The sequence below is a fragment of the Nonomuraea maheshkhaliensis genome, assembly GCF_039529435.1.
GTDB lineage: Bacteria > Actinomycetota > Actinomycetes > Streptosporangiales > Streptosporangiaceae > Nonomuraea > Nonomuraea maheshkhaliensis.
Genome location: NZ_BAAAMU010000011.1, coordinates 136,856 through 152,315, shown reverse-complemented (window position 1 = coordinate 152,315; position 15,460 = coordinate 136,856). Strand labels below are relative to the sequence as shown.

Sequence of the window (15,460 nt, the reverse complement as noted above, 5' to 3'; positions counted from 1 at the left end):
ACGAATACACCCTCGGCGCCTGATCGAATAAGTCACTGCAAAAGAGCTACACCCATCGGTTTGTCCCAGGCGTGGACGTCGAGTTGCTGGGAACCGACATGCCAGCTGACGCCGGCCGGAGACAGCCCGGCGTGGGTGGCGCGGCGCAGCAGGTCCGCGGCGTGCCTGGGATCGCAGCCGAATTTCTCACCGAACGGGGCGGCCGCGCCGTCATTGCCGACGGCGATGCGCACGAACAGGGTCGCCCCCGGCGCGGCGACTGCGACCTTGTCGACCTCGTCGGCGCTGTCCGCGGTGAACCAGGGCACGCCTAGCTCGTGGGCGGCCTTGATGTCGGCGAACTTCTTGATCGGGGTGGTGTAGGACAGGTGTGCGGGATCGGCGCCGGCGGCGAGCGCGGCGAAGGCTTCGCCGATGCTGGCGATGTCGAACCGGCACCCGGCGGTGGCGAGCGTGGCCAGGATGCCGGGGGCCGGGTTGGCCTTGACCGCGTAATAGAGCCAGGTGCTGGGGAAGGCGGTGCGGAGCAGGTCGTGGTTACGGCGGATCTGTTCCAGGTCGAGGGTCAGGGTGGGAGTCTCGGCGGTCCGGTGGTTTGCTGCGCGGACGGGCGCGGCCAGGGGCCTCGCACGGGTCGTCGCCCGCCTCATGGCCGACCCCGCGACACCACGGTGGAGGCTGCGGCAAGCTGGGCTGTGCCGCGGGTGGTGTCGTGAGCGGGTGAGGTCAGGGGCCAGTCGCGGCCGCCGTCAGGGCAGAGGGCGGCCTGTCGCGCGGCCGGCCGGGCGTCGGGGTGAAGGACTGTCACAAGGATCCTTTGGGTGGGCAGGTGTGGTGGCCCGCAACAGCGCGGGCGAGGAGACAGGACGTGGTGGTGTGCCCGCCCAGGCCGGCGGTCTCTGGGCGAACTGGCCGGGTGGGGGCGTGGGGAACGGCGCGTGCGAGTGCTGACCTCGAGGCGAGACGCGCGCTGTTCAGCCGGCGGCGCCTGAGCGGGCCTGGCGCTGCTGGCTGAAGGCTGTGATCACGTTGTGGGCGCGCAGCACCCGGCCGAACAGGTCGCCGACGTACCTGAGCGCCGTCTCATGGCGGTCACGGTCGAAGTCCGCCACCGCGTCGGCGACGACGAACGGGGGCAGGTCGTGTTGCATCGCGTCGGCGGCGGTCTGCTGGATGCCGATGTGGGCGTAGACGCCGCAGATGATCAGCTGGTCTCGGTCCAGGTCGGTGAGCAGCTGCCGCAGAGTGCTGTCATGGAAGGCGCTGTAGCGCCGTTTGATCACCTCGTGGTCGCCGGGGCGGGGGGCGATGGCCTCGGGAATGGCGGTGTCGGCGGGAGAGTCGCTCATGCCCGGGCCCCAGAACTCCGCTGTCAGGCCGCGCTCGCCGGCACTCTGGCTACCTGCCTGCCGGGAGTAGATGACGGGGATGCCGTGCTCGGCGCAGGCCTGACGCAAGGCGTGCACGTTGGCCAGCAGCGCGCCCAGCACGCGGTCACCTTCGAAGGGGCGCAGAAAGTAGTTCTGCATGTCGTGCACCAAGAGCGCGGCGCGGTCGCGCTGCGGTGACCAGTGCACCGCGGAAGCGGCCAGGGCGGCCGGCATGTCGTAGTGGGGGATGGCGGGCAGCGGCATCGAAGGGCCTTTCCGGATCGAAGGCGCACAGGAGGGCGGATCAGCGGGCGGTGTCGGGTTCGTAATGCAGGGCGTGCAGCATGGCCGCGAAGGTGTCGCCGGTTTGGGTCAGCACGGCATCGAGGTCAGAGGCGGCGGCGATGCTGGCGCCGGCGTACATCCGCAGGTGGTGCTGCCCGTCCAGGACGGCCCCGTGCAGCGTGATCGCCCATTCGCCGTCCCCGTGAGCGTCCTGCCAGCCGATGAGGCCGGCGTAGAAGCCGCGCTCGACGCACATGCCTGCCTCGAGCTTGGTGATCAGGGCAGCAGCCTGACTGGTGGGGGTGCCGCACCTGGCGGGGGTGGGGTGCAAGGTGGCGGCCAGTTCCAGCGAGGTGGGTGCGGGGTCGGTGAGCCGCCCGCTGATCGGCGTGGACAGGTGCCACACGGTGGGGGTGGCCAGCACGGTGGGCTCGGGCACGTGCAGGCGCTGGCAATGGGGTCTCAGGGCGGCCGCGACCGCGTCGGTGAGGAACTGGTGTTCGTGGCGGTCCTCGACCGACAGCAGCAGCCGCTCAGCGATGGCGCGGTCCTCAGCCGGGTCAGCGAGATCGCGCCGGGCCAAGCCGGATCGCGAGGTGGCGGTCACGGTGGAGCCGTGCTTGGCGACCAGCAGTTCAGGACAGTCGGCAAGGAGGACCTGCTCGCCGCCAAGAGGAACCGCGTAGGTATGCATGCCTCCTCCGCCCAGGTGCCGCAGCAGGTCGCGCACCAGCAGCGGGCGCTGCCCGGTCAGGTCCAGCGAGCAGGCGAGGACGACGGTGTCCCGGTCGCCGCCGGCGATCCGATCGCGGGCGGTCTGGACCGCCTGGAGGTAGCCGTCCTGGCCCGGGATCGCGCTGACCTGCCAGTCGAAGGACTCGCACCGGACGCAGGGGTGCATCGGAGGCGGGCCCGCCCACTTCGGGTCCTGACACAGGGTGATGCGGCAGTGGGTGCCGTCGATGGTGATCGCACCTGCCGCGAGGGCAGGCGAGCGGGCGTCCAGGCAGTTGGTCACGATGGCGGGTAGCTCGTCCAGGGGGATGCCGGTCAGGACACGATCGCTGCGGGCCAGAAGACTGTAGGACGTGCCGGTCAGCAGGAGGTCGCCCGGCCTATAGCGGCTGAGCAGCGGAACAACGTGCTCGTAGGCGGGTGGGGTTTCAGGCGGAGACACGGGCAGGAGCATGGGTGGGTATCTCCCGGATTGCGATACGAGGGCCGGAGCGGACGGGTGGTCAGATGAGGCTGGCGCCTCCGTCGACGATGAGTTCGCGCATCGTGATGTGCCGGGCCCGGTCCGCGCACAGGAACAGGACCGCCTCGGCGATCTCGGTGGGCTGGGTCACCCGTCTTTGCGGGATGCCTTGCCGCCATCGATCGAGAGCGCCGGCGATCGTGCCGGTAAGGTCTGGGCCGGTGGCTTGCAGCGTGGCGGTGTCGGTTGGTCCAGGTGAGACGACGTTGCACCGGATGCCGTGGGGCGCCAATTCCAGGGCGAGACAGCGAGTGAACATCACAGCGGCTGCTGTGGAGGCGGCGTAGGCGGCGGAATGGACGCGCGGGGCACTGGCGGCGTCGGAGGCAATGGTGACGATGGCTCCGCGCCGGCGCGGGATCATCACCTGTGCCACTGAGCGGGCCACGTGGAAGGTCGCCTCTGCGTTGACGGCGAACATGTGCCGCCATTGCACGGCGGTTGTCTCGGTCACCGCGGCGGCTGAGAACGTGCCGGCCGCCTGCACGCACACCTCGATCGGGCCGGCGTGGCGTTCCACGTGAGCCACCATCTCCGCGGCGGCCGACGGATCGCTCAAGTCGGCGGCGTACACCACCATTCCGGGGATCGCGGCGACGAGCTCAGCCAGGGGCGAGCCGGGCAGGTCGACCGCTGCCACGGTGGCGCCCGCAGCGGCGAAGGCTGTGGCGATGGCTGGGCCGATCCCGCTGGCCGCGCCGGTGATGAGCACCACCCGGCCTGCCATCTCCTCGGACCGGGCGCGCTCGAGGCAGGCGGTGTGGTCAGGCAGCACGAGCGACTCCTCCGATGTGGAAGCCGGGGGCGCTGCGGGCTCGATCGCCGACGGCGTGGCGGGGCGAGGCTGCGGCAACGTCCGCCGGCACATGCTTTTCGAGCGCAGCCGCGACTGCAGGGCAGCTCGGCAGGCGCCCTCTTCCGCCGGGTATGAGCGAGGCCGGCCGCAGCGCTGCTAGCGGGGGTAGCGCTGCCAAGGCGGTGGCGGGCCTGCGTGGCCTCATCCCATCCAGTCGGTGTACGGGCATCAGTGATCGGCCCCTTTGGCAACCTCGGTGGCCCAGTAGGTGATGATGAGATCGGCACCCGCCCGGCGGATGGCCAGCAGGCTCTCCCGTATCGCCTTGTCGCGATGCTCAAGCCAGCCGAAGGCGGCGGCGGCCTCGATCTGGGCGTATTCTCCTGAGGTCTGGTAGGCCGCCACCAGCACGTCGACCTGGTCGCGGACGGCTTGGATGACATCGAGATACAGGCCAGCGGGTTTGATCATGACGACGTCTGCGCCCTGCGCCACGTCCAGGCAAACCTCGTGCAGCGCCTCGCGCACCGAGCCGGCCGTCGACTGCTGGTAGGTGGCCCGGTCGCCGCCGGTGAGCGAGGAGTTCACGGCTTGGCGGAAGGGTCCGTAGAACGCAGAAGCGTACTTGGCGGCATACGCCAGGATCGGCGTATGCGGATAGCCGGCCTCGTCCAGGGCGTGGCGGATCTCCGCTACCTGGCCGTCCATCATGCCGCTGGGGGCCACCATGTGGGCGCCTGCCTGAGCCTGTGCCACGGCCACCTTGGCGTACGTCTGAAGGGTGGCGTCGTTGTCCACGTCGCCGTCGTCGCCGAGAACGCCGGCGTGGCCGTGGGTGGTGCACTCATCGAGGTTGACGTCGCCGATCAGCACCAGCTTCTCCCCCACTTCGGCGGCCAGGTCCGTCAGCGCCTGCTGGGTGATGCCGTCGGCGGCCCACGCCTGGCTGCCGGTGGTGTCCTTGCGGTCGGGGTCCGGGACGCCGAACAACATCAGAGCGCCCACTCCGGCTTCGGCTGCTGCCGCAGCGGCCTTCCGGAGCGTGTCGCGGGTATGCACGACCACTCCCGGCATCCTGTCGATCGGCCGGGGTTCTGGCAGCACTTCGCTGACGAACAGCGGCAAGACGAGGTTGGAGCGGGCGATGTGTGTGGTGTCGGTCAGGCGGCGTAGCGCCGGCGTGCGACGCAGTCGGCGCGGCCGGTGTACAAGGTCGTTTCTCATCGGCTTGTCCTTTCGGGCTGGAGTGCCTGTTGCAGGCGTTCCAGCAGCGGCTCGGGAGTGCGGCTGCGCCAGTACCCGGTGGTGGGGCGGGCGACGATGCGTAAGGAGCGCAGTTCGCACAGATGCTCGGCTTGTTTGATCGCCCACCCGCCGGGGTCGATGACGGGCAGGCCCTCGATCTCGTGCAGGTCCAGGTGGACGAAGATCTCGTTGACGATGCCTTCGGCCGGGACCAGCCACTGCGCACCGGCCTGGGCGGCTTGGGCGGCGGCTTGGCTGTAGGCGTTGAGGAGCGGGTCGAAGGAGCCGTTCAGTGCCCGCGTGACGAGCTCGGGCCCGTGCTCTACCACGTGGTAGCGGGCCAGCGGAGCGCTTGCTGCGGCGATGTTGGCCGTGATCGGCTCGCGCAGGCCGGGGTGGAAGCCGAGCACACCGAGGCGGTGCTGCTCGGCCCGGGCGGCCTGCCAGACGACATCGCCGTACCCCACCACGGGAATCGAGCAGCGTGTTCGCGCGGCGAGGAGGCCGGGATCCTGCCCGGCCGCGCTGATCCAGGCGTGATAGCCCTGCTTTTCGGCGGTCACGGCGCTGTCGGCGAAGAAGTTGCTGATCAGCAGCCCGCTGTCACCGTGGCCGACGAGTTGTTCGGGCAGCGTGGAGTCGTAGGCGTGCGGCGGCAGGGTGTGAAGGTCGACGGTACTGGTGCGGGCGATGGCGGCGATGTGTTTGGCGTACATCTCATCCAGGCTCGTCGACCGTCCTGCGGCGGCATGCTTTTGCATCCAGCAGCGCCATATCTGCATGTCAGGTACCTATCGGGTGCATGTCGGGCAGCGGGATGGTGTCGAGCATCGAGGCTTGGACAAGCCAGGCCCGGGCGGCCTCCGGGTCCGCCGACAGGGTGCGCATCTGGTCGACGAGGCTGGCGAGCGAGTTCGTGCTGTCTGTGGCTTCGGCGCCGTGCTCGCCGTTGCCCTCGAGGCCGGCCACGCGAGCCTCGCTGCGCGGAATGATCATGTTGAGCATGATCGTGCGGCGCCGGGCGGCCCAGGCGTCGAGTGCCACGGGGCCGGCCGCGCCGGTCAGCACCTGGGTCAGAGCGCGTCCCAGTTCGACGGCGTCGTGTATGCCGGCGTTCATGTTGAGGCCGCCGGCGGTTGACGTCAGGTGTGCGGCGTCCCCGGCGAGCAGCACACGTCCGCGCCGGAACTGCGATGCCACAGCGCGCACCAGCGGGTAGGTGTGCCAGTGGACGATGTGCGGCTCACGTGCATTCGGCAGAGCCTGGCGGGCCAGGACCTTCACCATGTCATCGGTCAATCCGGCCGCGAGACGCGACGGTAACCGGATCACCATCCGCCAGTGATCGGGTAACTGCAGCAGACTGCACGACAGATTCGGGTCCCGCACGTAGGTGAGCGGTGCCAGGCCCGGCAGATGTTCGGACAGGGGCGAGTCGGTGAAGATGCGTAAGGCCAGCGTGGGGTAAGGCGTGATCGGGAACTCCAGATTGACAGCAGCACGGACACTGCTGCGTGCGCCGTCAGCACCGATGACGTAATCGGCTTCCTGCCAGCCGCGCCGGGTGTGAGCCCGCACCTGGGAGGCGGTGTGGGTGACTCCGTCGACTGCGGTGCCTGGCCGTACCTCGGCATGCGGATACCTGGCCAGTTCATCGGCCAGCAGCCTCGTCAGCGTGCTCTGTTCGGCGTGCAGCCGGAAGGGGTGACCGGTCAGGCCGTCCAGGAGGGTCATGCGCAGCTCTGCCAGCGGCCGTTCGCTGTGGCGGGTGCGCCACTGCAGCCTGTCGACCAGCGTCGCGGCGGCGGCCAACGGTTCGGTGACACCGAAATCAGCCAGCAGGTCCAGCGTCGCCGGATGGAAGGTCGCCGCCCGGGAGACACTGGCGAGCTCTGTCTGGCGCTCGAGCACGGTGACAGCCACACCGGCACGGGCCAGAGTCAAGGCGACGGTCAGCCCGACCGGACCTGCCCCTGCCACGATGACGTGAGGCCTGTGGCCGGTCATGGCAGAAATCCTTGCTCGGCCAGGCGCGCCAGCGACCAGGGCACGTTCGCGTCAGGCCAAGCTCCGATCTGGCCGAGTGTCCACCAGGCTGCGCACAGATTGGAGGTGAGCACGACACGCTCGGTGTCCGCCGCGAGATACGGCAGTACCGGCAGGGTCGTCATCCCGGTGCCGGTGCACAGCACCACCGCGTCGTGAGGCAAGCCGGCCTGCTCGACCTGCTCGACGAGCTCGTCGGCGCCGATCTCGTACGGGGCGTGTGCACCGTCCGCGGTCCTGACCGCGACCACCCGCACCTGCCAGCCGGCATGCTCCCAGAAGTGGAGCGCCTGCTCGGTCAGCCACGGCTTGTACGGTGACACCAGCACGAGATCGTTCTTGCCGAGACGCCGCAGAACCTCGCGCGTGGCGAAGGTGGCCGTCGCGACCGGGACACCCCAGCGAGCGCTCAGCTCGGTGCAGGATTCCTCGTCCTGCTGCGGCCCCAGCAGATAGCGTGACCCGCTGCAGGCCATCACCAGCGCGTCCAGGGGCAGTCCTCCGAAGGAGCCGATCTTGTCGGGCAAATCTCGGTTGTAGCTCGCCAGCCTGTCCCGTAACGGCTCGTGCCTCACCGCAAAGCGGGTGGTGTGCAGCGTGCTGACGCTGCCGAGCAGATGTCCGATCTCCGGTTCGGCGGCCGGGTTGGCCGGCGGCACGATGAGGCCGACCCGGGCGCGCGCGTGAGAGTGCAGCGCCGAGACGGCATCTGCGGGCCTGGCTGCCGTCATCGCGCTGCTCCGATCGTCGTCACCGCGGGGAGCGCGAACAGCTGTCGCACGGCGTCGAGGTATCGGGCCTCTGCAGGAGTTCCGGACACGTGCAGGAGCCAGCTGCACGCCGGATGCACCAAGGCAGTCGTGATCCGCTGCAGTGTGGCAGCGACCTCCGTGCGCGCGGTCTCCGGCAAGCTGGCGCGTGCTTCCAGCCGGGCTAACTCTCTGGCGACGGTGCGCTGAGCCATGTCGTGCAGCGCCGCCGCAACATCGGCGCTGCACGACGAGGCAGGGCTGCTGATGGAAGCGCACATCAGCAGCCGGTCCAGGAGGCCAGGAGCACGGCTCGTTCCCGCTTAGCGCGGGCCCGAGCCTGGGCGTCGATCTCGGTGACCGTGAGCCGGATTTGGCCAGGCTGAAGGTTCATGACAGCACACGCGGTCATGGAAAGCGCATGGAGAAAATGGGTGCGCTGAGCGCGGGTGGGATCCGCGTCAATCGCGACGGTGATGAGCACGGGCGTGGTTCTCTCTTCCGGAGACTGGCAGCTGCGGGAAGGCGGCTGGCTGAGCGGGAGTTAAGGAGAAGGTGCTGGAGCGGGAACCGGTGCCAGGACCGACTGGCGCTCCCGCGTGAGGGCAGGTGCCGCATGCAGCAAGGTCGCCTCCAGCGGATCCAGTCGTGGATGGCAGGTGCAACGGCGAGCGATGCTTCCTGTCGCCACCATGGGTGGGGACAAGCCGGCACCGTCCGCCAGCGCGGATGGTTTGAGCGGGACGGGCACCGGCGGTGTCGCCGAAGAGGCGGATACGCGCGAACGTTCGTGCTGCGCCATCCAGCTTTCAGCCGCCCGGGCGACTTCGATCAGCGAGTGATGCAACTGCGTCAGGGCCTCTCGCGGCACTTTGGCATGCACTGCGGCCGCAGGCCGGTCGCCGGCCGACGCTGGGGCGCGAGGGCGGTCGGTCCAGGCGTGCCACAGGGGCCGGGCCACTGCGGCCATCCCGCACCACCCCGCCACCACCAGGCACACACCCAGGGCGGAGTGGTAACCGGCTGCCTGGCCGTCCAGAAACGGATGCTTGACCAGCACCGCTGCTCCGGCCACGCCGAGGGCCATCCCGCTTTGGCGCATGGTCATACTGGCCGCGCTGGCCGCGGCCATCTGATCGGGGAACTCCGTGCGGCTGCCCGCCGCGGCGGCCACCGTGGACAGGACGCCCAATCCGAGCCCTAGCCCGGCCAGCGCCGCCAGCGCGGCAAGACCGTTCTGTGCCGGCAGTGCCCAGGACAGTACCGTGCCGGCGGCGATGACCGTCCAGGCCCCGCCGTAGGCGAGAGCGGAATCTCCCCACCGGCGCACGGCCGCACCTGTCAAAGGTCCGGCCAGGAGCACTGCCACCGAGATCGGAGCCAGCAGGTAGCTCGCGCGCCACCCGCCGAGGTTCGCCGCCACGAGATAGCTGGGCCCGAAGGTCAAGATAGGAGCCGACAGCAGGCCGTAGGCGCCTGACATCAGCCAGCCCCAGCGGATGCTGCCCTGCCGCCAGAGCATGATGGGCACAGCCGGGCGCGGATGTGCCCGTGAACGGAGCAGCGCTCCGCACAGTCCCAGCGCAGCGACGAACGCGGCGGCAAGGATCCGGGTGGAGGTCCACCCCCACGAGGGACCTTGACAGATCAGCATCACCAGGGCACCGATCCCAATCGCCAGCAGGCAGGCACCCACAGCATCGGGTAGCCACCCGGCGCGTTGGCCATCGGGTGGCAGCAGCACCGTCAGGCACACCAGCATGGCCGCCAAGAGCAGGCCTGGCCCGAACAGCGCGCGCCAGCCGAGCGCATCGGCGAGCGCGCCTCCGCCGCCCTGCAGCAGCACCGCGCCCAGCCCGCCCGCGCCGGTCCACCACCCGATGCCCACGTGGCGGCGCGCCGCCGGCAGCCGGCTCACAAGTAGCCCCAGCGAGGCCGGCACCATCAGCGCCGCGCCTCCTGCTTGCGCTGCTCGTCCACTGAGCAGCACTAGCCAGGTGGGCGCGGCCAGCATCCCGGCAGTCGCCGCGGTGAAGAGCGCCGCGCCCGCGCCGAGGACGAAGCGATGCCCCAGCCGGTCGGCCAGTTGACCAGCGAAGCACAGGAAGGCGGCGAACGGTACAAGGAAACTGGTCGCAAGCCACGGCAGACCACCAACCCCGAGCTTGTGCGCCAGCTCACCCGGCAACACCACTTCAGGCACGGGCGGCGCTGCGAGCACACCCATGGCGATGGTGGCGGCCACGGTGTCAGCCATCACCACGAGCATCACCAGGGAGCAAACCATCACCAGGATGACCGATCGGCCACCGCCAACATGGGGTGCAGCCATCCGGCGATGCTGCGACGGCGCAGAGGAAGTCACCGGCATGGGACTTCTCCTCGCTTGTCGGCCAGCGCGCCGTGACCTGCTGGAGGGCTCATCGCTATCGCGCCGTCCATCCGCTGACGCGCCAGCTCGGGCCTTACATCCCTCAATCCGTAGCGCCGGCGACTCGCCCGATGCCAGGGACGTCCCCGGCCAGCCAACGCTGCGGGCGCCTGCAACGACGGACGGGCTCCCACGGCATCACAGGCCATGAAGATCGCCTGCGTCGTCTCAAGATGAGCGGCCATCATGCGCTCATCGCCGGCCCAAGATTCCGGGCCTGACCCGTTCCTTCCCCACGTAAGTCACCGCAGACTCGTTCCATGGCCGTCGTCCGTGCACGGGAGCCGGTCAATCCCTCACGAGTCAGGATCTGCCACATCACCTCAACGGCTTTAGCGGCCACGGCCGAATGCCATGAACACGCCTTGCGGAGCTGGCCCTCCAGCCAGAGAGACTGATCCAGCTGGTGCCTCAGCATCCGATGCCGGGACGTGCGCTCCAGGCCCTCCAGCTCCGCCAAGCGAGCCGGCCAGCGAAGATGCTCCCGCTCCACGTCAGCAACCACCTCCGCTGATGCCGACGTGAGGGTCGGCTGGCTCATGCGGCGGCGATGCTGCTCAGTCGCGGCAACAGCGACTCCGACCGTCGGCTCTACGTGACGAAGCTGGAGAAGTGATCGCTGCAGCACGCTCAGCCGGTGCTGCAGTTCGGCTGCGCTCCAACCCAGAACCAGTAACCGTGTGTCGTCAACCACCACACGCCAACCAACCAACGCCAACTCATGGAGGAGTTGATGGCCGAGGAGCCAACGATGTCCTCCGTCCAGCGCGTCACGAAGTTCGACACACACGCCGCCTCGGGGCAGCGGAACAACTTCGATCTGAGGGGTCTCACACAAGCGTCCACAAATCCGTAAGACGGCTCCGACCATCGCCTCGTCCGTGCTTATCGACCGCCCGCTCCGCGCCTTCCGAGAAGCACGACTTGAAAACGTCAGCGATGTGGAGGACCGCGGCATGTCCGCGCCTGGAGCGGCCCCCGAGGCATGTCGGGCCACGAACCCAGCAGAGTCGAACGGAGAAGAGTACGACATGACGAGGGTCCCTCCTAAATGGGGGAGATGGCCGCGGAGCGACTGGGGCCTGACCCTCACCGCAGCAGCGCTACCAGTACTCCTCGTCGTAGCGCGGCCAACCCCTCCTTGAGCAGCCTGAGAACCTGGCCCTGCAAGCAGACGGTTGCAGGAGGTCATCCAGTTCATCGAGCTCTTGCCTCCGGAGGCGGCCCGGGCGAATGGACGATCCTTCACCGAGGAGAGCCCTATTCCAAGCTGAGACATGACATCCTGACTCTTGTTGACAGTGCCTGTCAGATAACGATGAGAGAGTGTAGGTGTCAAGGAGGCATGACTGACAGTCAAAACGAGAGTGAAGTCGCTATGTATCCAATTTGTGATCTATGACTTGGCGCGTGAGTTCTCCCTGAGCATGGGTGACCTCGGGAGCGCTAGCTGGCCTGTGGGGGCGCTGGTTGGCCCTGCACGTCTCCGGACAAGGATCGACGCGTGGTCTGGTGGCGAAGCAGAACAGCACGTTGGAAGACGTGCTCGAGGAGGTCGACGTGCAGAACTCCGGCGTGACGCCCAGCAGGACGTCGGACTGGCCCCTGCCTGGACCAACTAGCATGCCCAAGGGCCAGCCATCATGCTCAGCCACAAGGTGTGAAGTTGTGAGCGATAGGAGGCGAGCGAGAGCGGCAGTTGGCGGCCACAGGCCAACCTACGATCAACCGTGCAACCTTTAGTTACGGATTGCGACTGGCTGCTCGTTGGCGCATACACACTGGGCTGCGCGCAGCAAAGTCGAACGGTGTACAAGGCCTGATGCACAATGCCACCTCAAAGTATGGGACGCCGCTCGATGAGGTCTCTTATTGCTCAGCCAGGCAGGACCATCGCCCCCGATACCAAGTGTTCAGGCAACACCTGTGCTCCGCGTGGGGCCGGCGAGAGGAGCGGGCGGGCCCGAACGCTTCTTTTCGAACCCTCATCGCTGTACCTCAGTGCCAGCAGGCGCTGGAAGGAGGTTTGGCCGCTCGTGAGAGCTTCTGCCATCCCGATCGAGGACTTCAGCAAGAAAAGTACGACTCGCCGAGCGGAAGTGACGCCACTTCGTCCTCAAGTACGGCAAGATCTAGCCTCATGGCAACATCGACGACGACCGCAGCCCTTCCTAGCCGCAGAGGCCAGCGAGGTGGAGTGGCGACGTGCCTGCCGGAGGCTGCCGCCCACCCTGACAAGATCTTCAAGACCTCTGCCCGTCTCCTCGGGGCAGAGCTTGTCGACGGCCACACGATGGCGGCCGAGGATGGAGTGTCACTCAACGTCTTGCTCGGTCAACTCATTCGCAAGGAGAAGGCGCGCCGCGAACGTGCGCGTCAGCAGGCAGCGTCCCGAACGGTCGAAGCTTGTATGCTGCCTGGCTTTGACAACCCGACTGATCACAGCCCTCAACACCAACTGAATGCCAGCGACCGTCAAGAACTGCCCACCAGACGTTCGGCGGCCCCAAGCCTTGCCCGTCCGTCAAGGACTAGGTCAGCTGCGTGAGCCCTCGTAACCTCGCACACCCAGGAGGGGAAGACGTGGGCCCCTAAACGAGCGTGGGCGCCCCGGAGAACCGGGACGCCTCACGACATCCAATGAGATTCCTTGCGTCCGAGTTGGCGCTCCATACCGCAAGGCGTCTCTTCAATTAGCCCGCTGACGTGCGGGGTGTACCTACGTGAGGGTCCTACCCGTGACCATCACGCTGGAACCTCGGCATGCCAGGCCGGGCCTGAGCTTTTGCCTGGAGCCGAGCATACCTCAGGGCCACCGGGTCAGCCCAGCATTGCCTCTTTTGGGCACGCCGCTGTCGCACGATATCGCTGCGCCGATCCGTCACTCTACCGCCGGGACCTGCGCGTTTCCGGTGTATTCCCGAACACCTTGCGACATCAAGTTCGGGATCTTGGGCGTGTCGCAATCTTGGTGGGCCCTCCTGCCAGCACGCCATGCCCCTGCCAGTGCTGCTATGCAGGAATCGCATGGGCATGGTGACAGTCTCATCGCGCGGGCCCACCCGGCGGCCCACCCTGCAGGCCGTTCGCATGCGCCCTTCCTTCCCGCTAGCCACCACAAGGCGATCGGACAGGGACGAACTGGGCTGTCGGGCTACTGCAGCCAGGACCGATGGCGGGAGAACACGACCAGCGTGTCTCCTAAGACAAGCCAGCTCTGTAAGACGTCTCACCTCACCGCGCCCAAGTGCCCTCAAGAAGGCCCACGGGCGCGATCCTGCTGCCGGCTCGAAGCTTCCCTACGGGAGGCGCTTCTGATCTGAATCACGCCGGACGCGACATCCCTGGCTCTGCACAGAACTCATACGCCCACACAGCAGGTGCCAAGCGACTCAAAGTCGCCAACACCTTTGTTTGGTATACCCAAATTTCACACGAAATATTCCGTTAGCCGTGCGTTGCATCTGGTTTGTTCTGGCAAGGCCCCGCACCGACCCGGATGCAGCGCAACGAATGCACACCTTGGCTTAGCACACCTATTCATGGATTTGGAGCCGCCTCTGACCTGACCCCATCACCCGCGCGCCCACATCTGGGCCTCACCCACAGACTCCATAACGGCACTCATCTAGCCGCCGAACAGACAGAGACCGTCGGCAGCTCTATTAAGTGCACTCTGAAACGCACGGAGCACCTATGAACAGCCATGCGCTGTATTTGGTGTACCCAAAAACGGGTGACACCCCGCTCGCAGTTAAAGCGAATGTCAAACGAGCGCCCGCGACCACGGTTGAGGCACACCGTCGCTACGACCGGTGTACCCGCCACGACCTAAGCGGGCCATGTTTCCCTTCTGGCCCCTGCCTGCTTCGGATGTCAGAGCGCAACTCCCACACGCGCCGGAGCCTCAAGTGACCCGATGCCCCCACAGCGAGAGCGTCGAGAGCTCATCAGACCCGGTCATCCCGACCGAGCACGTCATCGCGCCCTCGATCATTGTGTGGCTGGAGTGCGAGGCGTACGTGGTCGGCGGGACTCGGCACTACAAGAACTGGCTGCGCAGCCACGGCCTCGTCGGCGAGGCCCTCGCGCGCAACGTCGAACCAAACATGCAGACCCGGCGCGGCATGACGTGGGAGACGCTCGCGGCCGACGCCGGCGTGAGCCGCCGCACGCTGGCCAACCAGCTTGCCTGGCGGCGCACGCACGGGCTGCTCGCCACGGTGACCCACGGGCGGCATGGCCACCCGCACAACATGGCGGCCGAGTACGCGCTGATCGTCCCCGTCGCGGTCCTGGAGGCGTTGTACGGCGAGTTCTGGGCCGAGGAGCTGGAGGTGGAGTACGGGGCGCTGTCGGAGGAGCTTCGCCGTCGGGTGCGCGGCACGCAGGCGAGCATCGTGGCTGGGCCGTGGGATGACGTGCCCTGGCCGGTGGCGACGGTGCCGTTCCGGATGATCGATCCGGAGGTCGCCGAGCGTGTTCGCGCCCGGCGTGTGGACGAAACGTGCACTCCCAGGTTTTCAAGGGTTTCTCTTGTCGGGTCAGCGAATCTCCCACGCAGGGGCGCGCGATCATACACGGATGCGCCGTATCCGCTGACCGCCACGCCGACGAAGAGGAGGCATCGAATCGCGGCCGGGGAGCGGATCCGGCGTGACCAGATGGTGCTGCGGGGCCTGTCGGCGAAGGATCTGGGCCGGATCGGGAAGCCGATCTTCGATCGGGGCGGCACCCTGGGCGACTTCCTGCACGTGCTCAACACACACCCGGAGATGGGGCAGTGGACGGCGGTGGCCGCCGTGCTCGGCGAGCCTCGCCGCCGGAACTGGCGGAGCTCGCTGCGGTTGCGGGCGATGCTGGAGAAGCGGGTGTCTGTCTGGCTTGGGTCGGATGGAAATCTGGTCAGACCGCTGCCGTCGCAGGTAACGCTGGCCGGGCGGCCCGCCCCGCTAGCCGAGCAGGCGAGGCTGCGCGAGGAGACGGCGCGGCGGACCGAGACGTTGGAGCGGGCAACAGCGGAGATTCCAAGGCGTACGCACGTGCCGTCAATGCTGCCAGCCGAGACGCGGGCCGATCTACACGAGCGCCTGGCGGCAGCGCGGACAACCTGGGTGACAGCCCGGAAGCGCAACGTGGCCGGGACACTGCTACTGGCGCAGCGACGTGCAGCGGAACAGCGAAGGAAGAGAGCATCGTGACAAAACCTGCCCACGATCCCACAGTCCGCCATCTGTGCTTGATCCGGTTTGACGGACATCCGAGATCAAGGGTTCGTCC

Annotated in this window: 12 protein-coding genes; 1 reads left to right on the top strand and 11 read right to left on the bottom strand. The window is 67.8% G+C overall.

Annotated elements, in window-relative coordinates; all coding sequences use genetic code 11:
* Positions 1–32: 32 nt before the first annotated feature.
* From ABFX54_RS10600 to ABFX54_RS10555, 11 genes are all read right to left on the bottom strand, one after another.
* Positions 33–650 carry an alanine racemase gene (locus ABFX54_RS10600; protein WP_346103664.1) on the bottom strand — a complete coding sequence of 206 codons (618 nt, stop codon included), beginning with the start codon at positions 648–650 and terminating at the stop codon, positions 33–35.
* 324 nt (positions 651–974) lie between these two features.
* Positions 975–1,634 (bottom strand): isochorismatase family protein, encoded by a 660-nt coding sequence (locus ABFX54_RS10595; protein WP_346103663.1) that lies wholly within the window; start codon positions 1,632–1,634, stop codon positions 975–977.
* 40 nt (positions 1,635–1,674) lie between these two features.
* Positions 1,675–2,832 carry a chorismate-binding protein gene (locus ABFX54_RS10590; protein ID WP_346103661.1) on the bottom strand — a complete coding sequence of 386 codons (1,158 nt, stop codon included), beginning with the start codon at positions 2,830–2,832 and terminating at the stop codon, positions 1,675–1,677.
* 61 nt (positions 2,833–2,893) lie between these two features.
* Positions 2,894–3,688 carry an SDR family oxidoreductase gene (locus ABFX54_RS10585; RefSeq protein ID WP_346103660.1) on the bottom strand — a complete coding sequence of 265 codons (795 nt, stop codon included), beginning with the start codon at positions 3,686–3,688 and terminating at the stop codon, positions 2,894–2,896.
* 249 nt (positions 3,689–3,937) lie between these two features.
* The gene (gene hemB / locus ABFX54_RS10580) at positions 3,938–4,933 is read right to left on the bottom strand and encodes a porphobilinogen synthase (RefSeq protein WP_346103658.1); all 996 of its coding nucleotides are present in this window, start codon (positions 4,931–4,933) and stop codon (positions 3,938–3,940) included.
* Positions 4,930–5,670 carry an aspartate/glutamate racemase family protein gene (locus tag ABFX54_RS10575; protein WP_346103656.1) on the bottom strand — a complete coding sequence of 247 codons (741 nt, stop codon included), beginning with the start codon at positions 5,668–5,670 and terminating at the stop codon, positions 4,930–4,932. The genes hemB and ABFX54_RS10575 overlap by 4 nt, the downstream gene beginning before the upstream one ends.
* 67 nt (positions 5,671–5,737) lie before the next feature.
* On the bottom strand, positions 5,738–6,961 hold the full coding sequence (locus tag ABFX54_RS10570; protein WP_346103654.1) for an FAD-dependent oxidoreductase: 1,224 nt from the start codon (positions 6,959–6,961) through the stop codon (positions 5,738–5,740).
* Entirely contained in the window at positions 6,958–7,731 is a 774-nt protein-coding gene (locus ABFX54_RS10565) for a maleate cis-trans isomerase family protein (RefSeq protein ID WP_346103652.1), read from the bottom strand. Before ABFX54_RS10565 ends, ABFX54_RS10570 begins: the two co-directional genes overlap by 4 nt.
* Complete coding sequence (locus ABFX54_RS56900; protein WP_428834521.1) at positions 7,728–8,030, bottom strand: hypothetical protein; 303 nt, start codon at positions 8,028–8,030, stop codon at positions 7,728–7,730. Before ABFX54_RS56900 ends, ABFX54_RS10565 begins: the two co-directional genes overlap by 4 nt.
* Positions 8,030–8,233: a hypothetical protein gene (locus ABFX54_RS10560; RefSeq protein WP_346103650.1), complete on the bottom strand. Its 204-nt coding sequence runs from the start codon at positions 8,231–8,233 to the stop codon at positions 8,030–8,032. The genes ABFX54_RS56900 and ABFX54_RS10560 overlap by 1 nt, the downstream gene beginning before the upstream one ends.
* 60 nt (positions 8,234–8,293) lie before the next feature.
* Positions 8,294–10,120 (bottom strand): MFS transporter, encoded by a 1,827-nt coding sequence (locus ABFX54_RS10555; RefSeq protein WP_346103648.1) that lies wholly within the window; start codon positions 10,118–10,120, stop codon positions 8,294–8,296.
* Positions 10,121–14,022: 3,902 nt separating this feature from the next.
* Here ABFX54_RS10555 and ABFX54_RS10550 point away from each other — a divergent pair.
* Positions 14,023–15,381, top strand: a complete 1,359-nt coding sequence (locus ABFX54_RS10550) for a hypothetical protein (RefSeq protein WP_346103646.1) — start codon at positions 14,023–14,025, stop codon at positions 15,379–15,381.
* Positions 15,382–15,460: the final 79 nt, after the last annotated feature.

What these genes read in the sequence shown, in the direction of transcription:
- ABFX54_RS56900 (WP_428834521.1), bottom strand. Translation starts at nt 8,030, where the DNA reads ATGTGCGCTTCCATCAGCAGCCCTGCCTCGTCGTGCAGCGCCGATGTT.
- hemB (WP_346103658.1), bottom strand. Translation starts at nt 4,933, where the DNA reads ATGAGAAACGACCTTGTACACCGGCCGCGCCGACTGCGTCGCACGCCG.
- ABFX54_RS10600 (WP_346103664.1), bottom strand. Translation starts at nt 650, where the DNA reads ATGAGGCGGGCGACGACCCGTGCGAGGCCCCTGGCCGCGCCCGTCCGC.
- ABFX54_RS10575 (WP_346103656.1), bottom strand. Translation starts at nt 5,670, where the DNA reads ATGTACGCCAAACACATCGCCGCCATCGCCCGCACCAGTACCGTCGAC.
- ABFX54_RS10555 (WP_346103648.1), bottom strand. Translation starts at nt 10,120, where the DNA reads ATGCCGGTGACTTCCTCTGCGCCGTCGCAGCATCGCCGGATGGCTGCA.
- ABFX54_RS10565 (WP_346103652.1), bottom strand. Translation starts at nt 7,731, where the DNA reads ATGACGGCAGCCAGGCCCGCAGATGCCGTCTCGGCGCTGCACTCTCAC.
- ABFX54_RS10595 (WP_346103663.1), bottom strand. Translation starts at nt 1,634, where the DNA reads ATGCCGCTGCCCGCCATCCCCCACTACGACATGCCGGCCGCCCTGGCC.
- ABFX54_RS10550 (WP_346103646.1), top strand. Translation starts at nt 14,023, where the DNA reads ATGTTTCCCTTCTGGCCCCTGCCTGCTTCGGATGTCAGAGCGCAACTC.
- ABFX54_RS10570 (WP_346103654.1), bottom strand. Translation starts at nt 6,961, where the DNA reads ATGACCGGCCACAGGCCTCACGTCATCGTGGCAGGGGCAGGTCCGGTC.